Source organism: Mesorhizobium australafricanum, from assembly GCF_033977265.1.
Taxonomy (GTDB): domain Bacteria; phylum Pseudomonadota; class Alphaproteobacteria; order Rhizobiales; family Rhizobiaceae; genus Mesorhizobium; species Mesorhizobium australafricanum.
In genome coordinates this window covers 1-23,277 of the sequence record NZ_JAVIIT010000023.1, presented here as the reverse complement: position 1 = coordinate 23,277, position 23,277 = coordinate 1, and the positions used below count along the sequence as shown (strand labels likewise).

The following is a 23,277-nucleotide window of genomic DNA, read 5'->3' as shown; positions in this document are numbered from 1 at the left end:
AGGATGACGAAGCGGCCGGCGTCTCGGCCAATCCCAGTTACCGCGTCTTTCCCCGCAGGGCAACGATCGCGGCCGCCGTTTCCTCGATGGACCGACGGCTGACATCGATCATCGGCCAGCCATGCCTTGTGCAGAGCTGGCGCGCATAGGCGAGCTCCTCGTTGATCGCGGCCCGGTCGATATAGTCGGTCGACACGAAGGCGGCGCTGTTGCCGAGGATGCGGTTTTGCCGGACATGCGAGATGCGCTCGGCCGTGGCGATGAGGCCAACGACCAGCGGCGTCTTGGCCTCGATCAGGCTTTCGGGCAGCGGCACGCCGAGCACGATCGGGATGTTGGCGGTCTTGATGCCGCGATTGGCGAGATAGATGCTGGTCGGCGTCTTCGAGGTGCGCGAGATGCCGATCAGCACGATGTCTGCATCGTCCATATTGGCCGGCAGCTGGCCGTCATCATGCTCCATGGTGAAGTTCAACGCATCGATGCGGCGGAAATATTCGGCATCGAGCACATGCTGGGCACCGACGCGGCGGCCGGCGGGCGTGCCGAGATAGGATTGGAAGACGGTCAGCACCGGCTCCAGCACGGAGACGCAAGGCAGGCCCATGGTGGCGCAGCGCTCGTCGATCGAGCGCGCGAGCTTCTGGTCGACCACGGTGTAGAGAATGATGCCGGGCTCCTCCTCGATGTCCTCGAAGACCTTGGCGACCTGCTTTTCGGTGCGGATCAGCGGATAGATGTGCTCGATGGCGCGCGCATCCTTGTACTGGGCCGAAGCGGCGCGGCCAGCCGCCAGCAGCGTCTCGCCGGTGGCGTCGGAGATCAGGTGCAGGTGGAAGAAGCTCTGAGGTTTGTTCACAGGGGATGGGTCCAGGCTGTGGGCAATTGTGGACAAGGCCGGATGGGAAGGCCTTGGGTAAAAAAGCGACTGTATCAGATGGCTGCTTGTCCACAATTCGCCTCGCTGTAGGCTTTGTCGCGGCGCTGGGGACAAAACCGGGGATCAACTTTTCTTGGCCGATTTCATCCACAGCACGACGCTCGGAACGAAACGCCCAAGCTTTTGACTCGAAAGCCTGAATCCGCTTCGTCCCCAGATCCCTCCAAATTGCGAAAGCGAGCGCGCGACAATATGCTGACTGGCATTTTCGAGCCGCAGGCTGGACAGGTCGCAACCATCACAACCAACAGACTCTTAGAATCAGAAGACTCTTTTAAAATAGATATTTGATTTAAAGGACTGGAGAGGGCGAGGGCTGGATGGCTGGGAAACGGATCGTGCTGGACGTCCTCAAGGGCGAGACGGTTTCACCGCCGCCGCTCTGGATGATGCGACAGGCAGGCCGCTATCTTCCCGAGTATCGCGAGACAAGGAAGCGGGCAGGCTCCTTCCTCGATCTCTGCTATGATCCGGACCTTGCCGTCGAAGTGACGCTGCAGCCGATCGAACGCTTCGGCTTCGATGCCTCTATCCTGTTCTCCGACATTCTGGTCGTGCCCAATGCGCTCGGGCGGGATGTTCGTTTCGAAGAGGGCCGCGGACCGATCCTGAAGCCGATCACGGCGGCCGAGATTGCGGCGCTGAACGGCGATTTGTTTCACGTGAATCTCGAACCGGTCTACGAGACCGTGCGCCGGTTGCGCGCCAAGCTGCCGGTTGAGACGACGCTGATCGGCTTCTGCGGCGCGCCCTGGACGGTGGCGACCTATATGATTGCCGGCCACGGCACGCCGGACCAAGGGCCGGCGCGGCTTTTCGCTTATCGCGAGCCCGAGGCCTTCGCAAAGCTTTTGAAGGTGCTGGCCGATCATTCGGCGGCCTATCTCATCCGCCAGATCGAAGCCGGCGCCGACGTGGTGCAGATCTTCGATTCATGGTCGGGCGTGTTGGACGAACCGTCTTTCGAGGCTTTCTGCGTCGAGCCGGTGGCCAAGATCGTCCGGCAGGTGAAGGCGGTTTACCCCGATGTGCCGGTGATCGGTTTTCCCAAGGGCGCCGGCGAGCGTTATCGCGACTATAGGGCAAAGACCGGCATCACCGGTCTCGGGCTCGACTGGACCGTGCCGCTGTCGATGGCAAGGGAGTTGCAACGCGAAGGGGCGGTGCAAGGCAATCTCGATCCGCTGCGCCTGGTTGCCGGGGGCAAGGCGCTGGCCGATGGCGTCGATTCTATTCTGAGGAGTTTGGGTGGCGGGCCGCTGATCTTCAATCTCGGCCACGGCGTCACGCCGGAAACACCGCTGGCGCATGTCGAGGCGATGGTGAAAATGGTGAGGAGCCACCGATGAGCAATGCAGGCAATGACAACAGCACCGGCCATGCGATGAAGCGCATGGTGATCGGCATTGTCGTTCTCGTCGTGCTCGCCGCGCTGCTCTATCTGGCGGTGCCCGACAGTTTCTATCCGTGGGCCAAGGCGGTCCATGTCATTGCCGTTATCGCCTGGATGGCCGGTATGCTCTATCTGCCGCGGCTTTTCGTCTATCACGTCGACGCCGAGAAGGGCTCGGTGCAGTCCGAGACCTTCAAGGTGATGGAGCGCCGGCTGCTGCGGGGCATCATCAATCCGGCGATGATCGTGACCTGGGTGTTCGGGCTTTGGCTGGCCTGGAAAGGCTTTGGATTCCAGGGTGGCTGGCTGCACACCAAGATCGCGCTGGTGCTCGTCTTGTCGGGGCTGCACGGCTACTTCGCCGGCGCGGTCAGGAAATTCGCCGAGGACAAGAACGAAAAACCGGCGAGGCACTGGCGGATCGTCAATGAGATACCCACATTGCTGATGATCGTCATCGTCATCCTGGTCATCGTGAAGCCGTTCTGAGGCTTCCCCGGATCCAGCCCCGACCACAGCAAAAGGCGGCTTGCTCTTTCAGTCGAGCGACGATACAAGACGGGTCTTCCTTCCCGTCATGCGCCGCCCTTTTCACTCGCTTCGGCCGCGCCCGGCATTTGTCGCATCCAGCCGATTTTCCTCTCCAAAGCCTACCCAGAGTCTATCTAATGCAAGAAATGAAACTCGCAGAGTTCAAGAACAAGAAGCCGCCAGAGCTGATCGCTTATGCCGAATCGCTCGAGGTGGAGAACGCCAGCGTCATGCGCAAGCAGGAGCTGATGTTCGCGATCCTGAAGAAGCTCGCCGCTCAGGATGTCGAGATCATCGGCGAAGGCGTGGTCGAGGTGCTGCAGGACGGCTTCGGCTTCCTGCGCTCGGCCAACGCCAATTACCTTCCAGGTCCCGACGACATCTATATTTCGCCGTCGCAAATCAGGCGCTTTTCGCTGAAGACCGGCGATACGGTCGAAGGCCCGATCCGCAGCCCGAAAGAGGGCGAGCGCTATTTCGCGCTGCTCAAGGTCAACACCATCAATTTCGACGATCCCGAAAAGATCCGGCACAAGATCCATTTCGACAATCTGACGCCGCTTTATCCGACCAAGCGGCTGAAGATGGAGGTCGACAATCCGACCTCGAAGGACATCTCGCCGCGCGTGATCGACCTGGTGGCGCCGATCGGCAAGGGGCAGCGCGCGTTGATCAACGCGCAGCCGCGTACCGGCAAGACGGTTCTCATGCAGAACATCGCGCACTCGATCACCGCCAACCATCCGGAATGCTATCTGATCGTGCTTCTGATCGACGAACGGCCGGAGGAAGTGACCGACATGCAGCGCTCGGTGAAGGGTGAGGTGATCTCCTCGACCTTCGACGAGCCGGCGGCCCGCCACGTACAGGTCGCTGAAATGGTGATCGAGAAGGCCAAGCGTCTGGTCGAGCATGGCCGCGACGTGGTCATCCTTCTGGATTCGATCACCCGCCTCGGCCGCGCCTACAACACCGTCGTGCCGTCATCCGGTAAGGTGCTGACCGGCGGTGTCGACGCCAACGCGCTGCAGCGCCCGAAGCGCTTCTTCGGCGCCGCCCGCAACATCGAGGAAGGCGGTTCGCTGACCATCATCGCCACCGCGCTGATCGATACCGGCAGCCGCATGGACGAAGTCATCTTCGAAGAGTTCAAGGGCACCGGCAACTGCGAAATCCAGCTCGACCGCAAGGTGGCCGACAAGCGCATCTATCCTGCGATGGACATCCTCAAGTCCGGCACCCGCAAGGAAGACCTGCTGGTGCCGCGCGCCGACCTGCAGAAGATCTTCGTGCTGCGCCGTATCTTGGCGCCGATGGGCACGACCGATGCGATCGAGTTCCTCATCGACAAGCTCAAGCAGACCAAGACCAACGCGGACTTCTTCGATTCGATGAATACGTGATTGGCTAAGAAGGGCGGAAACTTTCCCGCCCTTCTTGCTTTTCAACGCTGCCGTGCGATCGCTGGACGATAATGGGAAAGGTTGGCGCCGCCCCTCATTGCCCTGCCGGGCATTTCTCCCCGTAAACGGGGAGAAAGAGGCTGGCCGCATCACCGACGCCCTCCCTGCAATGCTGGCGATTGGCGAAGCCGGCGGCGACATGTCCCTTCTCCCCGTTTACGGGGAGAAGATGGCGGCAGCCAGATGAGGGGCAGCGCCGGCGCTGGGAATTGGGAAACCCGGTATGGCTTCTGTGTCGGTTGACTACCCTCGCCGCACCAGCTTCTCCAACTCACCCGCATCCGTGACCTCCGGCAGGCACAGCTGCCCGCTGCAGAACCAGGCGCCCGGCTTGTCCGTCGGCGGCAGCACGCCACCCGGCAATAAAGGTCGATTCGCCTCCGTGCCGATCGGCACGACGATATCGACCCGGCGCGGATCGGGATTTCGATTCGCGACCGGAACAAGGCTTGAAGAACCGGGCTTATCTATAATGACGAGCTTCAGTGGCTCTAGCGCCAGCGCGCAGGCGTTGACGATGCCGGCCTGGCCATAGGACTGCCTCGCGGCGCGGCCCATGGCGTGCTCGGCGGTCGTCCAGGCTTTTTCCCAGAGACCGGGATCGCCAGTGAGCGAGGAAAGCCGCACCAGCGCTTCGACGATCTGGCCGGTGGGCGACGGGATTGCTTCGTCGACGTCGCCACGGATGCGGATCGGAACGTCGCCGCTGTCCGACGCCGTCAGCCAGTAGCCGGTCGTCTCGGTGTCCTGATGCCAGCGATCAAGCTCGCCGATGAAGTGCATGGCGCGATCGGAATAGGCCGGATCGCCGGTCGCCTCGAACAACGCGATCGCGGCGTTGGTCATGGCGGCATAGTCGCTCGACAGCGCCGGGAAGAGTTTCTTCGTGCCAAGCATGGAATGCGGCAGGCGGCCGTCCTGGCTGGCCCCGACAATATGGGCGAAGGCTTTTGCCGCGGCATCGACCCAGTCGCGCCGCCCAAGGGAACGGCCCGCTTCCGCCAGGGCCGCGATCATCAGTCCGTTCCAGTCGGTAAGCGCCTTGCCGTCTCGGCCGGGCCTGACACGCTGTTCGCGGACGGCCAGAAGTTCTGCTTTCAAAGGTGTGAGCCGGGCATGGTCGGCGTGACCTTGCTGGGTCTCGCTCTGGCGAATGATCGGCTTACCCTCCCAGCTATGCGGTGCCGCAAGCTCGAAATAGCGGAAGAACGCCGCGGCATCGTCGCCAAGCGCGGCTTCGACCTCGTCGCGGCTCCATGTATAGAAAAGCCCCTCCTCGCCGTCGCTGTCGGCGTCGAGGCTGGCGGCGAAGGCGCCGCCCTCGACTCGCATTTCGCGCAGCAGCCAGGCGACCGTTTCTTCGATTCGTATCCGGAACAAGCTGTTTCCGGTCTCAGCCTGGGCCCAATTGCACAGACGGATGAGCTGGGCGTTGTCGTAAAGCATCTTCTCGAAATGCGGCACCAGCCATTCGGCGTCGGTCGAGTAGCGGCTGAGACCGCCGCCGACATGATCGTAAATACCGCCTGCGAGCATTCTTTCGAGGCTGGTCAGCACGGCGTCGCGATGCGCGGTCTGGCCGTCGCGCAGCCAAGAGAGCCATAGAGCGTGCATGAAGGGCGCATTGGGGAATTTTGGCGCGCCGCTTAATCCCCCGAGATCACGGTCGATCATGCCGTCGATGCGCGTGGCCAGATCGGCCAAGGCGTCGCGGTCGAGGACCGCCTTGCCCGTAGCGCCGGCGAGCCGCTGCTCGACATGAGCGGTCAGCCCGTCGGCGCTTTCGGCGAGACTCTGCCGTTTTTCGCGCCAGGCTTTATCGACCGCTTCCAGCACCTGGATGAAACCTGGCCTTCCGTAACGCGCCTCGCGCGGGAAATAGGTGCCGCCCCAGAAAGGCTTGCCGTCGGGCGTCAGGAACATGGTCAATGGCCAGCCGCCTTGCTCGCCCATGGCATGGAGCGCGGCCATATAGATCTGGTCGATGTCCGGCCGCTCCTCGCGGTCGACCTTGATATTCACGTAGAGCCGGTTCATGACGGCCGCCACGGCGTCGTTCTCGAAGCTTTCATGCGCCATGACGTGGCACCAGTGGCAGGCGGCGTAGCCGATGGAGAGCAGAATCGGCCGCTCCAGTTCCTTCGCTTCGGCAAGGGCCGCCGGCGACCAGCCTCGCCAATGGACAGGATTGTCGCTGTGCTGCTGCAGATAGGGGCTGGCCTCTTGGGCAAGCAGGTTTTGTGCGGGCAAGGTCACGATGGGCGGCTCGGCATGTTGGGTTTGATTAGGTAAAGGCTAGAGCAGGATGCCGAACAGTGCGAAGCGGTTTTCGGGCGACATCATGCTCTGTTCCTTGAACTAGGCGGTTCGGCAGGTTCGGCAAATGGATTCCCTAATGGCGTCGAAGGATTCGATCGTAGCACTTTCAAGCGGCCGCCTACCCGCCGGCATTGCCGTCATCCGCATTTCCGGCCCCAGGACTCGATTCGTGGTCGAAACGATTGCGGGCGCCATTAAGGATCGGTTCACCATGTTGCGGAGGTTCAAGGCGACCGACGGCTCGGTCATCGACCACGGCCTTGTCCTGTTCTTTCCGGGTCCTGGCAGCTTCACCGGCGAAGATGTTGCCGAATTCCAGGTCCATGGCAGCCGCGCCGTCGCGGCGAAAATGCTGGAAACCCTCACTGGCTTCGAAGGCGTGAGGCATGCCGAGCCTGGCGAATTCACCCGGCGCGCCTTTCTCAACGGCAAGCTCGACCTTGTCGAGACCGAGGCGCTGGCGGATCTGGTCAATGCCGAGACGGAAGCGCAACGCCGCTTCGCCTTGCGCAATGCGGAAGGCGCGCAGAGCGAGCTCTATTCTAGCTGGCGCCGCCGGCTGATCCATGCGCGAGCCATGATCGAAGCGGAGATCGACTTCGCCGACGAAGAAGATGTGCCGGGGTCCGTTTCGGAAGCGGTCTGGTCCGACGTGGCGGCGATGATCAGGGAGATCGAGCGACATATCGAAGGGTTCAAGGCCGCGGAGATCATTCGCGATGGTTTTGAGGTCGTTATCCTCGGCGCTCCGAATGCCGGCAAGTCCAGCCTGTTCAACGCATTGGCGCAGCGCGAGGCGGCGATCGTCACCGATGAACCGGGCACAACGCGCGATCTGCTCGAGGTCGTCATGGATATCAACGGGATGAGAGTGCGCATTGTCGACACCGCCGGCCTGCGTGAGGCCGCAGGCAAGGTCGAGTCGATCGGGATCGAGCGGGCGCGGGCCAAGGCGGGAGCGGCGGACCTGGTCCTGTTGCTGGAGGATATGGCCGATCCAGCTTCTGCCGGCGATGTTCCGAGCGGGGCTCCGTTGCTCAAGATCGGGACGAAGGCGGATATCGCCAGCGCCGGGGCCGGCGATGGCTACGACCTAGTGATTTCTTCCAAGGTGGGCACCGGGCTGGAGCGTGTCCTCAGCGAGATCGGGGCCCGCGCGGCCGCGGCAGTCGGGAACGCGGGCGACATCCTGCCGTCAAGGCTGCGCCATGTTGAGCTTCTCAATGAGACGACGGATTGTCTGCGAGCCGCGTTGTCTGGACAAAGTCAGGAACTATGCGCCGAGGAGTTGCGGCTGGCGGCCGATCGTCTTGGCCGGATCATCGGCGCAGTCGATGTCGAGGATCTGCTCGACGTCATCTTTTCACAGTTCTGCATTGGTAAGTGATTCACGTGAAACACGAGGCGGGCTTCCACGCTGGTGATGACTCACGTGAAACACTGCGGGATGCGCCGCATCCATGTTTCACGTGAAACGTGCCTTCGTCCTTGACAGCACGAGGCAGCGGGGACATGTGTCGGACAATCTCTGAAACCGGATTCCTGGATAATGACCAATCACTATGATGTGGTGGTGGTGGGCGGCGGCCATGCCGGCTGCGAGGCAGCGAGCGCTGCCGCGCGCGCCGGCGCCAGGACGGCGCTGGTGACGCTGCGCTTCGACACGATCGGCGTCATGTCCTGCAATCCGGCGATCGGCGGTCTCGGCAAGGGGCACCTCGTGCGCGAGATCGACGCCATGGACGGGCTGATGGGCCGCGTTGCCGATGCCGCCGGCATCCAGTTCCGGCTGCTCAATCGCCGCAAAGGTCCGGCCGTGCGCGGTCCGCGCACCCAGGCCGACCGCAAGCTCTATCGTCTCGCCATGCAGGGCGCGATCAGCGAGCAAGCCAATCTCGACGTGGTCGAGGGCGAGGTTCTCGATCTCGAAATCGAAGACGGGCGCGTGGCGGCGGTGTTGGTTTCGGGCGGCCGGCGGCTGGCTTGCGGTGCGGTGGTCTTGACCACCGGCACCTTCCTGCGCGGCCTGATCCATATCGGCGAAAGGAAGATCGTTGCCGGGCGAATGAACGAGCAGGCAAGCCTGGGGCTGTCGGCGACCATGGGCCGCGCGGGCTTCAAGCTAGGGCGCTTGAAGACGGGCACGCCCCCTCGCCTCGACGGCCGCACCATCGACTGGGCGTCACTGGAGAGCCAGGCGGCGGACGAGGATCCGGTGCCGTTCTCGCTGATGACTGACCGCATCGCCAATCCGCAAATCCATTGCGGCATCACGCGCACCTCGACGGCGACGCATGAGTTGATTCGCCTCAATTTGCATCGTTCGGCCATGTATTCCGGCTCGATCGAAGGTGTTGGTCCGCGCTATTGCCCTTCGATCGAGGATAAGATCGTCAAATTCGGTGACCGCGAAGGCCACCAGATCTTCCTTGAACCGGAAGGCCTCGACGACGACACCGTCTATCCGAACGGTATCTCGACCTCGCTGCCGGAGGAGGTGCAGCTCGAGATACTGAAGACGATCCCTGGACTGGAAGCGGCGAGAATGCTGCAGCCGGGCTATGCGATCGAGTACGATCATGTCGATCCGCGCGAGCTCATGACAACGCTGGAGACCAAGCGCGTCGCCGGCCTGTTCCTTGCCGGGCAGATCAATGGCACCACAGGCTATGAGGAGGCAGGCGCCCAAGGCCTGCTCGCCGGCATCAACGCGGCGCGCAAGGCTTCCGCCGGCGAGCCGGTCGTGCTCAGCCGCACCGAAGCCTATATCGGTGTGATGGTCGATGATCTGACCAGTCGAGGCATCGCCGAGCCCTATCGCATGTTTACGTCCCGCGCGGAGTTCCGGCTTTCGCTCCGGGCCGACAATGCCGATGAACGCCTGACGCCGTGGGCCGACAAGCTCGGCATCGTATCTTCGGAGCGGATGCAGCGTTTCGGCGAGATGAGTGACAAGCTCGATCAGGCCCGCACATTGGCAAAGTCGGTGACTTTGACGCCGAATGAGGCGGCACGGCATGGGCTGGAGATCAACAAGGACGGCGTGCGCCGCTCGGCCTATGAGCTGTTGGCGCACCCTACTGTCGACATGGCCTGGCTGAGCCGCGTTGAGCAACGCTTTGCCGGGCTCGACGCCAAGACTGCCGAGCGGCTTGAAACAGAAGCGAGATATTCCGTCTATCTCGACCGACAGCAGGCTGACGTCGCGCAGATCAGGCATGAGGAATCGCGGCTCATACCCGAGACCGTCGACTTTTCGGATGTCCCCGGCCTTTCAAACGAGTTGAAGCAGAAGATGAAAGCGCGTCAGCCGCGTTCGATCGCCGACGCGCAGCGCATGGAAGGTATGACGCCAGCGGCGCTTGCCATCATTGTCGCGCATGTCCGCAACGCCGAACTCGCCGCGCGAAGGGACGTGGCGTGAGCGCCTGGGAAGATCTGCAGAAGGCGGCGGGTCCAGTTTCACGTGAAACATTCGAGCGGCTGCAAGCCTTCGAACAGCTGTTCCTGAAATGGAACCGCAGCATCAATCTGGCGGCGCCGTCGACGCTGGATGACGTCTGGCGCCGCCACATCCTGGACAGCGCCCAGCTCGCGCGAATCGCGCCCGCCGCAACACGCTGGGTCGACCTCGGTTCAGGCGGCGGTTTTCCCGGACTGGTGCTTGGCTTCCTGCTGACCGAGCGTCCCGGCGCGTCGATCGATCTGGTCGAAAGCAACCGCAAGAAAGCCTCGTTCCTGCAATCCGTCATCGGCCAGTTCAGTCTGCCGGCGCGAGTCGTGGCCAAGCGCATCGACGATAGCTATGCCCTTGTTTCTGCACCGGAAATCGTCACCGCCAGGGCGCTTGCCGCGCTCCCGAACTTGCTCGATCTATCGGCGCCCTGGCTGGCCAAAGGCGCGCGCGCGCTTTTCCACAAAGGCAGGGATTACCGCGCCGAAGTGGAAGAAAGCACTCACCGCTGGACCTTCGATCTGGTAGAACATCCGAGCATGACCGACGCCTACGGCGTCATCCTGGAAATCAGCGACTTGCGCCCGGCGAAACCGCAATGAATCACTGGCATAAACCCATGAAAACTGGACCGCGTATCATCACAGTTGCCAACCAGAAGGGCGGCGTCGGCAAGACGACGACGGCCATCAACCTGGCCACGGCGCTGGCCGCCATCGGCGAGCGCGTGCTGATCGTCGACCTCGATCCGCAGGGCAATGCCAGCACCGGCCTCGGCATCGATCGCAAGGACCGCACCACCTCGTCCTACGATGTTTTGACGGGCGAATTGGAATTGGAGGCGGCTGCGGTGCCGACCGCGGTGCCGGGCCTATCGATCATTCCCTCGACGCTCGACCTGCTCGGCATCGAGATGGAGATCGCCTCCGCGCCCGACCGGGTGCTCAAGCTGCGCAATGCGCTGCGCGCCGCCGCAGAGCGATCGGCGCCGTTCGGCTATGTGTTGATCGACTGCCCGCCCTCGCTCAATCTTTTGACTTTGAATTCCATGGCGGCGGCCGATTCCGTTCTCGTGCCGCTGCAATGCGAATTCTTCGCGCTCGAAGGCCTCAGCCAGTTGCTCGAAACGGTCGAGCAGGTGCGCGGCACGATCAACCCGGACCTCACCATCCAGGGCATCGTGCTCACCATGTATGACGGCCGCAACAATCTCGCCAACCAGGTCGTGCAGGACGTGCGCACCCATATGGGCGACAAGGTCTACGAGACGATCATCCCGCGCAATGTACGGGTCTCCGAAGCGCCGTCCTACGGCAAGCCGGCGATCCTTTACGATCTCAAATGCTCGGGCAGCCAGGCCTATCTGCAGCTCGCCTCCGAGGTGATCCGCCGCGAGCGCAAGCTGCGCGCCGCCTAAGCGCCAGGCGCTCCGGCAGCTTGGTTAATTAGCCGATTCGATCCCGAAACGATCTGGACAAACCAATGAGCGAAGACCAATCAAGAAAAAGACTGGGCCGTGGCCTCGCGGCGCTGATCGGCGAAATCGACCGTCCGGCGGCGCCGGAAAAGCCGAGCGCCGTGGTGGCGGCCGACGGCAAGGTGCCGATCGAGTTCGTCAGCCCGAACCCGAAGAATCCACGCCGGCATTTCGGCGAAGCCGAGCTCACCGACCTTGCCCAGTCGATCCGCGAGCATGGCGTGGTGCAGCCGGTGGTGGCGCGGCCCTCGCCCGCGCAGCCCGGCCGCTACGAGATCATCGCCGGCGAGCGGCGCTGGCGAGCGGCGCAGCGCGCCGGCCTGACCGAGATCCCGCTGATCGTGCGCGACGTCAACGACCGCACGGCGCTGGAACTGGCGATCATCGAGAACGTGCAGCGCGCCGACCTCAATCCGGTCGAGGAGGCGCAAGGCTATCAGCAGTTGATCGACGAGCACGGCTACACACAGGCCGATCTCGGCCACGTGATCGGCAAGAGCCGCAGCCATGTCGCCAACACGCTGCGGCTGCTCAAATTGCCCAATGTCATCCATGACATGCTGGTCGATGGCGAATTGTCGGCCGGCCATGCCCGAACGCTGGTCACCGCGCAAGACCCTGCCGGGCTCGCCAAGCGCATCGTCAAGGAAGGGCTTTCGGTACGCCAGGCCGAAGCGCTGGCGCAGATGCCCGCCGGCCCGACTCCGGCCAAGACGAAGTCGGCGGCGAGCGCCCCGGACAAGGACCCCGACACGCTGGCGCTGGAAAAGCTGGTAACCGACACGATCGGCATGATCGTCAGCATCGATCACAAGGGCAAAGGCGGCACGCTCAAGGTCAACTATCGTTCGCTGGAGCAGCTGGATGAGCTGTGCCGGCGATTGAAGGATGAGCGGTAGGCGGTTGGGGCGTAACGGTATTTGGCTGATATGTGAGGTTTCGGCTTAAGGTTGGATACGCCTGATATATCGGTGATAGACGAAGAAAGGGTCGGCGCCATGCCGGCCCTTTTCTTTTGCAATGGCGAATGGCGAGGCGTTGGTGACGGTTGCTCTCCCCGTTGTGGGGCCTCGTGAGGGAGGTGCCCTGCTGGGGCAGAGGACACTGCCCGCGAACCTGTCCTTCGTCATTCTAGGGCGGAGCAAGGAGCGAAGCGACGCGCGCAGACCCTAGAATCCATGCTGTGACGGTTAAGAGCCGGCACGGTCCAGAACGCTCACCAGCCAGTTCCGCGACGATGCCGGCGGGATAGAACCCCCTCTGTCGTCTTCGGCGACATCTCCCACGTGGGGGAGATCGGCGAACCGCCTATCGCTGCCCCAGCCTTGCGCTCTCGATCGCAATGCCAAGCAGGGCCTGTCTGGCCAGCGCAGCCGCCGGTGCGGGGGCGCTCGGCTTGACAGTCCCGGGCGTCGGCGTAACCTGCATTAGACACAACTAAACTAAATGCCCTGGCGTGCCGAGCAGTCGCGATGTTGGGCTATATGCCGTTTCTACGATCCAAGCGGCGCTACCTCGCCAAAGCGATCCATGCCGACCCGCCTGACAGAGCCGGGAGGTGAAAATGGCAACGAGTTGGCAATTGTCTGGAAGCTATTTCGAAAATTGTAGCTGCGATGTCGTATGCCCTTGCCTGTTGTCCACCAACGCGCAGCTGACATCGAAACCGACGAAAGGCGTTTGCGACGTCGGCTTGGTCTTTCATATCGACAAGGGCAATTTTGGCGATGTTCGACTGGATGGCCTCAGCGTCGCGATGGTTGCCCACACCCCAGGTCCGATGGCGGACGGCAATTGGACGGCTGCCGCCTATATCGACGAACGGGCCGATGACAGGCAAACAGAGGCGCTAGGCGCGATCTTCACCGGCGTCGCGGGTGGCCCGATGGCATTGCTGGCACCGATGATCGGCACGAACCTCGGAGCCAAGAAGGTTCCGATAAGCTATCGAATAGACGGCAAGAAACGATCGGCGGAGATTGCGGGCATCATGAAGATGGCGGTCGAACCGCTGCCGACAATGCGCGAGGATGGGCAGATGTGGGCGGCCACCGGTCATCCCATCAATCCCGACTGGCTGGCTCTGGCGATGGGGGCGGAAGGCAGTACGTTCAGCGACCATGACATGAGTTGGGACAATTCCCGCCGGAACGGACATTACGCTCCGATCAATTGGTCCGGCCAGCAATAGCACCCCAGTCGCATGATCGGACCTCACTCGCCCCTGGCGCCGACGTTGCAGCGAAACGTCATTCTCGCGTTGCTGATCGTTATCGCGGCGGCAGCGTGGGCCTTGCTCGTCTGGCAGCGGATCGGCAACGACGCGGACATGCGCATGGAAATGTACTCCCCCACCATGGGCATGAAGGCGCCGCTGTTTCTTGCCGTCTGGATGATCATGATGGTTGCGATGATGTTTCCAACGGCCGCGCCGATGATCCTGACGTTTCACCAAGTGCAGGCCGGCAAACAGGGCCGCGGCGAAACCTTTGTCTCGACCTGGGTGTTCGTGGCCGGGTACCTGCTGGTTTGGGGCGTGATGGGCGTCCTCGCCTTTGCCGGCGCGGCGGGCTCGGAGATGCTTGCCGCGCATGTGGGATTGTCCACGGCGACGGCCGCGCGCATCGGCGGCGCGCTGCTGATGATTGCGGGTGCCTACCAGCTCTCCCCGCTGAAAGATCTGTGCCTGGCCAAATGCCGTACGCCGGTCGGCTTCATCCTGACCTCATGGCGCGATGGTCAGTGGGGCGCGGTGCGCATGGGCCTGGAGCATGGGCTGTTTTGCCTGGGCTGCTGCTGGCTTTTGTTTCTCGCTCTTTTTCCGCTCGGGATCATGAACGTCGCCGCAATGGCCGTGGTCACCTTGCTGGTCTTTGCGGAAAAGACGCTTCCCTTGGGAGAGAGGATAGCGAAAGTGTCGGGTGTCGCCTTGGTCCTTTACGGCGCAGCGGTGCTGGTCTTTCCACAGGCGCTGCCAACCTTCCAGCCGGCGGACGCCATGATGATGAACTGAGCGAAGGCGGCTCACGGGCGAAAGGATCGCCTTTCTACCGCTGCCCCAGCCGCGCGCTCTCGATGGCGATGCCAAGCAGCGCCTGTCTCGCCAGCGCTTCGGACAAGTCCGGCCGTTTACGCGTCTGCAGCACCGCCGTCTGCAACCGGCCCAGCGCGCGGCCGAGCGCCTCGACATTCCAGCGTTCGAGCGTCTTTTCCACCAGCTTGCGGCGCGAGAAGAAGACCGGCGGGCGGGCGCCGGCGACGACCGAGGCGGCGTTTCGGCCTCCGGTTTCCATCTGGCCGCGCATCACCTGCATCGCCTGCAATTGGCGCATCGCCGAGGACAGCACCAGGAACGGGTGACCGCCGGACTGGCAATGCCGGTTGAAGGCCAAGTCGAAATCGCCGACCCTGCCATCCAGCACGGCGTCGACCGCAGCATCGAAGGAGGCGCCGGAGACATCGCCGGACAGCGCATTGACGTCGTCCGCGTCGATTTCCTTCCGGCCGTGCGCGTAGAGCACCAGCTTCTCGATCTCGCCGCGCGAGGCCAGCCGGTCGCCGCCGAGATTGCGGCGCAGCGCCTGCCTGGCGTCCAGGGTCATCGACATACCGGCCTTGCGCAGTTCGTCGTCGATCACCGTATCCAGGTCGCGGGCCTCGTCGGCATAGCAGGGCAAGGCGATGGCGTTGCCGGCGGCCTCGACGATGGCCCTCAGGCCGGTGCCCTTCTTCAGGTCGCCCGCCTCGATCAGTATGATGGCGTCCCGCGCCGGCTCGGCGGTCAGCGCCTTGATGTCGTCGGCGAGCGCCTTCTGGCCGCTGGCATTGCGCACCCAAAGCAGCCGGCGGTCGGAGAACATCGGCACGGTGCGCGCCTCGTCGAGCAATCGGCCTTGGTCGCGGTCGACTTCGGCGCCGTCCAGCTTGACCACCGAGAACGGGTCGTCGAGCGGCAGGCCGGTTTTCGTCGCGAAGGTCTTGGCCCGCTCGGCGACCAGGCCGCGGTCGGGGCCGTAAAGCAGGACGATCGCCATGGCCGGATCCGGCCTCGCGAGCCACGAATCGACCTCGTATCCTTTCTTCTGTGCCATGCGGGGTGAGTTAGCATGGCGCGGGGTGGGGGTGAACCGGAGATCGGCGCCAGCGTCTTCTTCCTTCTCCCCTTGTGGGAGAAGGTGGCCGCGCAGCGGCCGGATGAGGGGTGTTCCAGGGAAAGCCGACGCCTCACTCCGCTGGAACACCCCTCATCCGTCTCGGCGCTGCGCGCCGATCCACCTTCTCCCACAAGGGGAGAAGGAAGAACCGCGCCACGCCCTCGTGACCCCGCAATTGTCTTATCTGGCGACAACCGTCCCACAAACGTCCACCAAATTGCGCGACGCCCAAGAACATCGACAAGAAATTTCGTCGCCATATCTGCATCTTGTCCGTGCGTGCCGCACTCGCCTCGAGGGGGCGAATGACCGGGAGGACGGCCCGCCATCTCGCCCGATGAATTGGCGGCGCGGATGTGCCACTATCGCACCGGCAACATTGGAGGATGTGAGCTCATGGCCGATGCTGGAATGTTGCGCTTTCACGTGCCCGAGCCCGAGGTTCGGCCCGGCGGCACGCCCGACTTCTCGAATGTGACCATTCCCAAGGCAGGCTCGGTGCCGCGTCCGGAGATCGACGTCGATCCGCGCACGATCCGCGACATGGCCTTCTCCATCATCCGGGTGCTGAACCGCGCCGGCGAAGCCGTCGGGCCATGGGCTGGGCTGCTCACCGACGAGGAACTGCTCGAAGGCCTGCGCCACATGATGACGCTCAGGACCTTCGACGCGCGCATGCAGATGGCGCAGCGCCAGGGCAAGACCTCCTTCTACATGCAGCATCTGGGCGAAGAAGCGGTGAGCTGCGCCTTCCGCAAGGCGCTCAAGCCCGGCGACATGAATTTCCCGACCTACCGGCAAGCCGGGTTGTTGATCGCCGACGGCTATCCGATGGTCACGATGATGAACCAGATCTATTCCAACGAGGCCGATCCGCTGAAAGGCCGCCAACTGCCGATCATGTACTCCTCGAAGGAGCACGGCTTCTTCTCGATCTCCGGCAATCTCGCGACGCAGTACATCCAGGCGGTCGGCTGGGCGATGGCCTCGGCGATCTCCAACGATTCGCGCATTGCCGCTGCCTGGATCGGCGACGGCTCGACGGCGGAGTCGGACTTTCACTCCGCGCTGGTGTTTGCCTCGACCTACAAGGCGCCGGTCATCCTCAACGTCGTCAACAACCAGTGGGCGATTTCGACCTTCCAGGGCATTGCGCGCGGCGGCTCCGGCACTTTCGCGGCACGTGGGCTGGGCTTCGGCATTCCGGCGCTGCGCGTCGACGGCAACGACTATCTCGCGGTGCACGCGGTGGCGAAATGGGCGGCGGAGCGGGCGCGGAAGAATCTCGGGCCGACGCTGGTCGAATATGTCACCTACCGCGCCGGGGCGCATTCGAGCTCGGACGATCCGTCGGCCTACCGGCCGAAGGCGGAATCGGATGCCTGGCCGCTCGGCGATCCGGTCATCCGGCTGAAGAACCATCTCATCCACCGGGGTGTCTGGTCGGAAGAGCGGCACACCCAGGCGGAAGCCGAGATCCTGGAAACGGTGATCGCGGCGCAGAAGGAGGCCGAGAGCCACGGCACGCTGCATGCCGGCGGCAAGCCGTCGACGCGTGACATGTTCGAGGGCGTCTATGCCGAGATGCCGGCGCATCTCAGGCGCCAGCGCCAGCAGGCGGGGGTCTGATCATGCCAAGACGGACGATGATCGAGGCGATCCGCGACGCCATGGACGTATCGATGGGGCGCGACGAGGGTGTGGTCGTGTTCGGCGAGGATGTCGGCTTTTTCGGCGGCGTTTTCCGCTGCACGCAAGGCCTGCAGGCCAAATATGGCAAGAGCCGCTGCTTCGATGCGCCGATCAGCGAATCCGGCATCGTCGGCGCGGCCATCGGCATGGCCGCCTATGGGCTGAAGCCTTGCGTGGAGGTGCAGTTCGCCGATTATGTTTATCCGGCTTACGACCAGATCGTCTCGGAAGCGGCACGGCTGCGCTACCGTTCGAACGGCGATTTCACCTGCCCGATCGTGGTGCGCATGCCGACCGGTGGCGGCATCTTCGGCGGCCAGACGCATAGCCAGAGCCCGGAAGCCCTGTTCACCCATGTCTCCGGCCTGAAGACGGTGGTGCCGTCCAATCCGCATGACGCCAAGGGGCTGCTGATCGCGGCGATCGAGGATCCGGATCCGGTGATCTTCCTCGAGCCGAAGCGGCTCTACAATGGTCCCTTCGATGGCCATCACGACCGGCCGGTGACGCCCTGGTCGAAGCATGAGCTCGGCGAGGTCGCCGACGGTCATTACACGATCCCGCTTGGCAAGGCGGCGATCCGCCGGCAAGGTTCGGCGGTCACCGTGCTAGCCTATGGCACCATGGTCTATGTCGCCGAGGCCGCGGCCAAGGAAACCGGCATCGATGCCGAAATCATCGATCTGAGGACGCTGTTGCCGCTCGACCTCGACGCAATCGTCACCTCGGTGAAGAAGACCGGGCGCTGTGTCGTCGTGCATGAGGCGACGCTCACCTCCGGCTTCGGCGCCGAGCTGGTCTCGCTGGTGCAGGAAAACTGCTTCTACCATCTGGAGGCTCCGGTGGCGCGGGTCGCCGGCTGGGACACGCCCTATCCGCATGCGCAGGAATGGGACTATTTCCCCGGCCCGGCGCGGGTCGGCCGCGCGCTCGTCGAAACATTGGAAGCTTAGAGTGGGGGAGGCTTAGTTGGGCGAACACATCATCAAGCTGCCCGACGTCGGCGAAGGCGTCGCCGAGGCCGAGCTTGTCGAGTGGCATGTCAAGGTCGGCGACCTCGTGCGCGAGGACACGGTTCTCGCCGCCGTCATGACCGACAAGGCAACCGTCGAAATACCCTCGCCGGTCGATGGCGAGATTCTTTGGCTCGGCGCCGAGATCGGCGACACGGTGGCGATCGGCTCGCCGATCGTGCGGCTGAAGGTAGCCGGCGAAGGCAATGTGAAGGCCGCCGAAGCGGCGCCAAAAGCTGAGACGCCGGCTAAGTCCGCCGAGGCAAAGCCCGAACCGGCGCCGAGTGCTCCGAAAGCCGTGCCCAAGCCGCCCGAAGCGCCGAAAGTCGCCGCCGCGTCGAAAGCTTCGCGCCCGGCATCCGTTTCCGGCGCGCCACGGGCGCAGCGCGAAAAGCCGCTGGCGTCGCCTGCCGTTCGGCTGCGCGCCAGGGAGGCCGGCATCGATCTGCGCCAGGTTGGGGGCAGCGGGCCGGCCGGGCGCATCAGCCATGAGGATATCGACGCGTTTGTCGCGCGCGGTCCGCAAGTCGCGCGCGCCACCGGGCTTGCCCAAAAGGACGGCGTCGAGGACATCAAGGTGGTCGGTCTGCGGCGCAAGATCGCCGAAAAGATGTCGCTGGCCAAATCGCGCATCCCGCACATCACCTATGTCGAGGAGATCGACGTCACGGCGCTGGAGGAATTGCGCGCGACGCTGAACAAGGAGAAGCGCGGAGCCAAGGGGACGGAAAGGCCGAAGTTGACGTTGCTGCCCTTCCTGATGCGCGCGATGGTCAAGGCGATCGCCGAGCAGCCCAACCTCAACGCGCTATTCGACGACGATGCCGGCATCATCCGCCAGCATGAAGGCATCCATATCGGCATCGCCGCGCAGACACCGAACGGGCTGGTGGTGCCGGTGGTCAAGCATGCCGAGGCACGCGACCTGTGGGATTGCGCGGCGGAAGTCAACCGGCTGGCCGACGCGGCGAAGACCGGCACGGCGACGCGCGAGGAACTCTCCGGCTCGACCATCACCATCACTTCGCTGGGCGCCATGGGCGGCGTGGCGACGACGCCGGTCATCAATTATCCGGAAGTGGCGATCGTCGGCGTCAACAAGATGATGGTGCGGCCGGTGTGGGACGGCACGCAGTTCATCCCGCGCAAGATGATGAACCTGTCGTCCAGCTTCGACCACCGCGTCATCGACGGCTGGGATGCCGCGGTGTTCGTCCAGCGGATCAAGGCGCTGCTGGAGACGCCGGCGCTGATTTTCGTGGATTGAAGAATGACAACGGTCGCAAAGACCCCCTCACCCGGATTGCCAGCCGAATTGCGAAGGGCAATTCGGGGCAATCCGACCTCTCCCCGGGGGGAGAGGAGGTCGCCGGCGCCTTCGCTGTCCTCTTCTCCCCCCGGGGAGAAGGTGGCCGCGAAGCGGCCGGATGAGGGGGTCTCCTCCAACCAAAATAGCGTGACCCCATGAAAGAAATCTCCTGCAAGCTGCTCGTCATCGGCGCCGGTCCGGGCGGCTATGTCTGCGCCATCCGCGCCGGTCAGCTTGGCGTCGACACGGTGATTGTCGAGGCGGGCAAGCCGGGCGGCACGTGCCTCAATGTCGGCTGCATCCCGTCCAAGGCGCTGATCCATGCCGCGGACGAGTTCGAGAAGATCGCGCATATGGCCGGCGGCAAGAGCCCGCTCGGCATCGAGGTCGCCGCGCCGACGCTCGATCTGGCGAGAACCGTCGGCTGGAAGGACGGGATCGTTAGCCGGCTGAACAGCGGCGTCGCCGGCCTGCTGAAGAAGGCCAAGGTCAAGACCGTACAGGGCTGGGCGACGTTCCGGGACGGCAAGACGGTCGAGGTCGAAACCGAGACCGGCATGCAGGTGATCCGCGCCGAGACGGTCGTGATCGCCACCGGCTCGGCGCCGGTCGAGCTGCCGTTCCTGCCCTTTGGCGGACCGGTCATCTCGTCCACCGAGGCGCTGGCGCTGAGCGAGGTGCCGAAGAAGCTCGCGGTCGTCGGCGGCGGCTATATCGGGCTCGAGCTCGGCATGGCCTTCGCCAAGATGGGCTCTCATGTCACCGTGGTCGAGGCCTTGCCGCGTGTGCTGGCGCAATATGATGCCGAGCTGACCCGGCCGGTGCTCAAGCGCCTCGGCGACCTTGGCGTCGAGGTGATGCCAGGTGCCAAAGCCAAGGGCCTGTCGACCCAGGGACAGGCGGGCAAGGGCGATGCGCTGCTGGTGGAGACGGCCGATGGCAAAAACACCAAGGTCGCCGCCGACAGGATCCTGGTGACGGTCGGCCGCAAGCCGCTCACCGAGGGCTGGGGACTGGAACAGATCGATCTCGACAGGGCCGGAAAATTCATCCGCATCGACGACCAGTGTCGCACCTCGATGCGCGGCATCCATGCCATCGGCGACGTCACCGGCGAGCCGATGCTGGCGCATCGAGCCATGGCGCAGGGCGAGATGGTGGCCGAGATCGTCGCCGGCCACAAAAGAAGCTGGGACAAGCGCGCCATTCCCGCGATCTGCTTCACCGATCCGGAACTGGTCACCGCCGGCCTGTCGCCGGAAGAGGCGAAGGCGCTCGCCGGCGAGATCAAGATCGGGCAGTTCCCGTTCGCCGCCAACGGCCGCGCCATGACGAAACAGGGCGAGGACGGCTTTGTGCGTGTCGTCGCCCGCGCCGACAACCATCTGGTGCTGGGCATCCAGGCGGTCGGGCAAGGCGTGTCGGAATTGTCGGCGGCGTTTGGCCTGGCGCTCGAGATGGGCGCGCGGCTGGAGGATATCGCAGGCACCATCCATGCGCATCCGACGCAAGGCGAAGGCTTCCAGGAAGCGGCGCTGAAGGCGCTGGGCCACGCGCTGCATATTTAGCTCCCCCTTCTCCCACAACGGGAGAAGGGGAAGAGCTCAACCCGCCAGCCGGCTTACCATCTCGTGCTGCGCGTAGGCGCGGCCGAAGCGGTTGGCGAGGAAGGCGTCGAGCGCGATGTCTTCCTGGCGCACGAAACCCTTCGCGGGCAGGCTGCCGTCGGCCAGCATGTCGAGCACGGCGCAGATGCCGGAAGCCGTCGTGATCTGGATGGCGCTGCGCACCAAATTGCCGACGCGCTTGGAATAGATCTTGTTGGCGTAGGTTTCCTGCAGCAGGCGGCCGTTCTTGCGGCCCGACACGGTGACGAAGACAATGACCACGTCCTGCAGCGTCGCCGGCAGCGCGCTTTCGAAGATGTCCTTCAGCACGTCGCGGCGGTGGCGCAGACCGAGATCGTTGAGCAGCGCCTTCATGATCGCGGCGTGGCCGGGATAGCGGATGGTGCGGTAGTTCAGCGTGCGCACCTTGCCCTTCAGCGTCTCGGCCAAAGTGCCGAGGCCGCCGGAGGTATTGAAGGCCTCATAGGTGACGCCGTCGAGCGAGAATTCCTCGCGCTCCTCGAGCGGCGGCACTTCGATCAGCTCGCCCTCGACGATCGCCTCGCAGGGCTCGCAATATTCGTTGATGACGCCGTCGGTGCTCCAGGTGAGGTTGTAGTTCAGCGCGTTGGACGGATATTGCGGCAGCGCGCCGACGCGCATGCGCACGCTTTCCAGCGTGTCGAAGCGGCTGGCAAGGTCGTTGGCGACGATCGAGATGAAGCCCGGCGCCAGGCCGCATTGCGGAATGAAGGCGCTCTTGGCGTCACGCGCCAGCTCCTTCACCCGCCGGGTCGAGACGACATCCTCGGTGAGGTCGAGATAGTGCACGCCGGTGGCGGCGGCGGCCTCGGCGATGCGCGTGGTGAGGTGGAAAGGGGCGGCGCTCAGCACGGCGAACTTGCCGGCAAGGACTTTCTCAAGCTCACCCGCGGCGGCGATGTCGAGCTCCTGCGTCGCGACGCCGGCCGGCAATTCGGCGGCGGCAAGCTGGGCGGCCGAGCGGTCGACGAGGATGACGCGGTAGTCGCCGGTGCTGCTCAGCATTTCCGCGATGGTCGAGCCGATCTTGCCGGCGCCGACGACAACGATGTTCTTCATGATCAATACCCCTGCCAATTCCTGAGTTGCTTTCGCAGTTCCGGGTGGAAGGCTGCGGCGAAGCCGCCGACCCCGGCCGCTTCACATCTTTCCTGGAATTGCGAATTGCTAGGAATCATCGCAGCTTGCCGGTCGAAAGGAAGCGTGGAATCTGGCAATATGACGCTTAACTTTAAGCGATCTGCCGAAAGGTATCGTCGAAATGATCACTGAAGCCGAACAAGCCCTGCTTTCCCTGCTGCGCGCCAACGCCCGCGCCTCGACGGCCGAGCTGGCGCGACAGCTCGGCGTGTCGCGCACCACGGTGCAAAGCCGCATCGAGCGGCTGGAGCAGCGCGGCATCATCGCCGGCTATGGGGTCAGGTTGTCGCCCGACTATGAGCAGGGGCTGGTCAAGGCGCATGTGCTGCTCACCGTCACGCCGAAACTCGCCGACAAGGTGGTGCGCGCCTTGCAGGCGATGCCGCCGGTCCGCACGGTGCATTCGGTGAGCGGCAATTTCGACATGATCGTCATCGTCGAGGCGCCGTCGATCAGGGATCTCGACGCGCTGCTCGACCGGATCGGGGCGATGGACGGGGTGGAGCGGACGTCGTCGTCGATTATTCTGTCGACAAGGGTGGATCGGTAGGCGGAGCCAGTTGGAGATGCTGGCGGGACAGCGCCCCCCTCTGTCCTGCCGGACATCTCCCCCTCAAGGGCAGGGGAATCGCAGATAAGTCGATTGTGTATTGCCATGCAGCAAAAGAAGGATTCTTGAGTGGCTTTCTCGAAGCAGAGGAGGCCGCAATGCCATTGGTTTTGTCGATCTTGCGAGAAGTACG

Annotated in this window: 19 protein-coding genes; 15 read left to right on the top strand and 4 right to left on the bottom strand. The window is 63.7% G+C overall.

Annotated features, from left to right (window positions below; all coding sequences use genetic code 11):
- Window positions 1-37: 37 nt before the first annotated feature.
- Window positions 38-859 (bottom strand): pyruvate, water dikinase regulatory protein, encoded by an 822-nt coding sequence (locus RFM98_RS28460; protein ID WP_320311887.1) that lies wholly within the window; start codon window positions 857-859, stop codon window positions 38-40.
- A gap of 401 nt (window positions 860-1,260) precedes the next feature.
- Between RFM98_RS28460 and hemE the strand changes: the two genes are divergently transcribed.
- From hemE to rho, 3 genes are all read left to right on the top strand, one after another.
- Window positions 1,261-2,289, top strand: a complete 1,029-nt coding sequence (gene hemE, locus RFM98_RS28455) for a uroporphyrinogen decarboxylase (RefSeq protein ID WP_320311886.1) — start codon at window positions 1,261-1,263, stop codon at window positions 2,287-2,289.
- A complete protein-coding gene (gene hemJ, locus RFM98_RS28450) occupies window positions 2,286-2,822 on the top strand; it encodes a protoporphyrinogen oxidase HemJ (protein WP_320311885.1) in 537 nt (178 codons plus the stop codon). Before hemE ends, hemJ begins: the two co-directional genes overlap by 4 nt.
- A gap of 179 nt (window positions 2,823-3,001) precedes the next feature.
- A complete protein-coding gene (gene rho, locus RFM98_RS28445; RefSeq protein ID WP_320215772.1) occupies window positions 3,002-4,267 on the top strand; it encodes a transcription termination factor Rho in 1,266 nt (421 codons plus the stop codon).
- Between the two features lie 303 nt (window positions 4,268-4,570).
- Here rho and RFM98_RS28440 read toward each other — a convergent pair whose 3' ends face one another.
- Window positions 4,571-6,583 carry a thioredoxin domain-containing protein gene (locus RFM98_RS28440; RefSeq protein WP_320311884.1) on the bottom strand — a complete coding sequence of 671 codons (2,013 nt, stop codon included), beginning with the start codon at window positions 6,581-6,583 and terminating at the stop codon, window positions 4,571-4,573.
- Window positions 6,584-6,722: 139 nt separating this feature from the next.
- Here RFM98_RS28440 and mnmE point away from each other — a divergent pair, with 139 nt between their 5' ends.
- The 7 genes from mnmE (at window position 6,723) to RFM98_RS28405 (ending at window position 14,590) form a co-directional block, all read left to right on the top strand.
- Complete coding sequence (gene mnmE, locus RFM98_RS28435; RefSeq protein ID WP_320311883.1) at window positions 6,723-8,033, top strand: tRNA uridine-5-carboxymethylaminomethyl(34) synthesis GTPase MnmE; 1,311 nt, start codon at window positions 6,723-6,725, stop codon at window positions 8,031-8,033.
- Between the two features lie 162 nt (window positions 8,034-8,195).
- Window positions 8,196-10,070, top strand: coding sequence for a tRNA uridine-5-carboxymethylaminomethyl(34) synthesis enzyme MnmG (gene mnmG, locus RFM98_RS28430; RefSeq protein ID WP_320311882.1), 1,875 nt, complete (start codon window positions 8,196-8,198; stop codon window positions 10,068-10,070).
- On the top strand, window positions 10,067-10,702 hold the full coding sequence (rsmG, locus tag RFM98_RS28425) for a 16S rRNA (guanine(527)-N(7))-methyltransferase RsmG (RefSeq protein WP_320311881.1): 636 nt from the start codon (window positions 10,067-10,069) through the stop codon (window positions 10,700-10,702). The genes mnmG and rsmG overlap by 4 nt, the downstream gene beginning before the upstream one ends.
- Window positions 10,703-10,719: 17 nt before the next feature.
- A complete protein-coding gene (locus RFM98_RS28420; protein ID WP_027169565.1) occupies window positions 10,720-11,517 on the top strand; it encodes a ParA family protein in 798 nt (265 codons plus the stop codon).
- Window positions 11,518-11,582: 65 nt separating this feature from the next.
- Window positions 11,583-12,476 (top strand): ParB/RepB/Spo0J family partition protein, encoded by an 894-nt coding sequence (locus tag RFM98_RS28415; protein WP_320311880.1) that lies wholly within the window; start codon window positions 11,583-11,585, stop codon window positions 12,474-12,476.
- A 665-nt stretch (window positions 12,477-13,141) separates the two neighbouring features.
- Window positions 13,142-13,768: a DUF1326 domain-containing protein gene (locus RFM98_RS28410; RefSeq protein WP_320311879.1), complete on the top strand. Its 627-nt coding sequence runs from the start codon at window positions 13,142-13,144 to the stop codon at window positions 13,766-13,768.
- A 45-nt stretch (window positions 13,769-13,813) separates the two neighbouring features.
- Entirely contained in the window at window positions 13,814-14,590 is a 777-nt protein-coding gene (locus RFM98_RS28405) for a DUF2182 domain-containing protein (protein WP_320311878.1), read from the top strand.
- 34 nt (window positions 14,591-14,624) lie between these two features.
- Here the strand turns inward: RFM98_RS28405 and holA are convergent, their stop codons facing one another.
- The gene (gene holA, locus RFM98_RS28400; RefSeq protein WP_320311877.1) at window positions 14,625-15,668 is read right to left on the bottom strand and encodes a DNA polymerase III subunit delta; all 1,044 of its coding nucleotides are present in this window, start codon (window positions 15,666-15,668) and stop codon (window positions 14,625-14,627) included.
- A 459-nt stretch (window positions 15,669-16,127) separates the two neighbouring features.
- Between holA and RFM98_RS28395 the strand changes: the two genes are divergently transcribed.
- The 4 genes from RFM98_RS28395 (at window position 16,128) to lpdA (ending at window position 21,313) form a co-directional block, all read left to right on the top strand.
- Window positions 16,128-17,360: a 3-methyl-2-oxobutanoate dehydrogenase (2-methylpropanoyl-transferring) subunit alpha gene (locus RFM98_RS28395; RefSeq protein ID WP_320311876.1), complete on the top strand. Its 1,233-nt coding sequence runs from the start codon at window positions 16,128-16,130 to the stop codon at window positions 17,358-17,360.
- 2 nt (window positions 17,361-17,362) lie between these two features.
- Entirely contained in the window at window positions 17,363-18,376 is a 1,014-nt protein-coding gene (locus RFM98_RS28390; protein ID WP_320311875.1) for an alpha-ketoacid dehydrogenase subunit beta, read from the top strand.
- Window positions 18,377-18,392: 16 nt separating this feature from the next.
- Window positions 18,393-19,703 carry a dihydrolipoamide acetyltransferase family protein gene (locus RFM98_RS28385; protein WP_320311874.1) on the top strand — a complete coding sequence of 437 codons (1,311 nt, stop codon included), beginning with the start codon at window positions 18,393-18,395 and terminating at the stop codon, window positions 19,701-19,703.
- Window positions 19,704-19,900: 197 nt separating this feature from the next.
- Window positions 19,901-21,313 carry a dihydrolipoyl dehydrogenase gene (lpdA, locus tag RFM98_RS28380; protein ID WP_320311873.1) on the top strand — a complete coding sequence of 471 codons (1,413 nt, stop codon included), beginning with the start codon at window positions 19,901-19,903 and terminating at the stop codon, window positions 21,311-21,313.
- Window positions 21,314-21,349: 36 nt separating this feature from the next.
- On the opposite strand, the gene RFM98_RS28375 is transcribed toward lpdA, so the two are convergent.
- Complete coding sequence (locus tag RFM98_RS28375) at window positions 21,350-22,459, bottom strand: saccharopine dehydrogenase family protein (protein WP_320311872.1); 1,110 nt, start codon at window positions 22,457-22,459, stop codon at window positions 21,350-21,352.
- 196 nt (window positions 22,460-22,655) lie between these two features.
- Between RFM98_RS28375 and RFM98_RS28370 the strand changes: the two genes are divergently transcribed.
- Window positions 22,656-23,084 carry an Lrp/AsnC family transcriptional regulator gene (locus RFM98_RS28370; protein WP_320311871.1) on the top strand — a complete coding sequence of 143 codons (429 nt, stop codon included), beginning with the start codon at window positions 22,656-22,658 and terminating at the stop codon, window positions 23,082-23,084.
- The last annotated feature ends 193 nt before the right edge of the window (window positions 23,085-23,277 follow it).

Coding starts and splice junctions, on each gene's coding strand:
- rho (WP_320215772.1), top strand. CDS start 3,002: ATGCAAGAAATGAAACTCGCAGAGTTCAAGAACAAGAAGCCGCCAGAG.
- hemE (WP_320311886.1), top strand. CDS start 1,261: ATGGCTGGGAAACGGATCGTGCTGGACGTCCTCAAGGGCGAGACGGTT.
- mnmE (WP_320311883.1), top strand. CDS start 6,723: ATGGCGTCGAAGGATTCGATCGTAGCACTTTCAAGCGGCCGCCTACCC.
- RFM98_RS28370 (WP_320311871.1), top strand. CDS start 22,656: ATGATCACTGAAGCCGAACAAGCCCTGCTTTCCCTGCTGCGCGCCAAC.
- holA (WP_320311877.1), bottom strand. CDS start 15,668: ATGGCACAGAAGAAAGGATACGAGGTCGATTCGTGGCTCGCGAGGCCG.
- hemJ (WP_320311885.1), top strand. CDS start 2,286: ATGAGCAATGCAGGCAATGACAACAGCACCGGCCATGCGATGAAGCGC.
- RFM98_RS28420 (WP_027169565.1), top strand. CDS start 10,720: ATGAAAACTGGACCGCGTATCATCACAGTTGCCAACCAGAAGGGCGGC.
- RFM98_RS28415 (WP_320311880.1), top strand. CDS start 11,583: ATGAGCGAAGACCAATCAAGAAAAAGACTGGGCCGTGGCCTCGCGGCG.
- RFM98_RS28395 (WP_320311876.1), top strand. CDS start 16,128: ATGGCCGATGCTGGAATGTTGCGCTTTCACGTGCCCGAGCCCGAGGTT.
- lpdA (WP_320311873.1), top strand. CDS start 19,901: ATGAAAGAAATCTCCTGCAAGCTGCTCGTCATCGGCGCCGGTCCGGGC.
- mnmG (WP_320311882.1), top strand. CDS start 8,196: ATGACCAATCACTATGATGTGGTGGTGGTGGGCGGCGGCCATGCCGGC.
- RFM98_RS28390 (WP_320311875.1), top strand. CDS start 17,363: ATGCCAAGACGGACGATGATCGAGGCGATCCGCGACGCCATGGACGTA.
- RFM98_RS28410 (WP_320311879.1), top strand. CDS start 13,142: ATGGCAACGAGTTGGCAATTGTCTGGAAGCTATTTCGAAAATTGTAGC.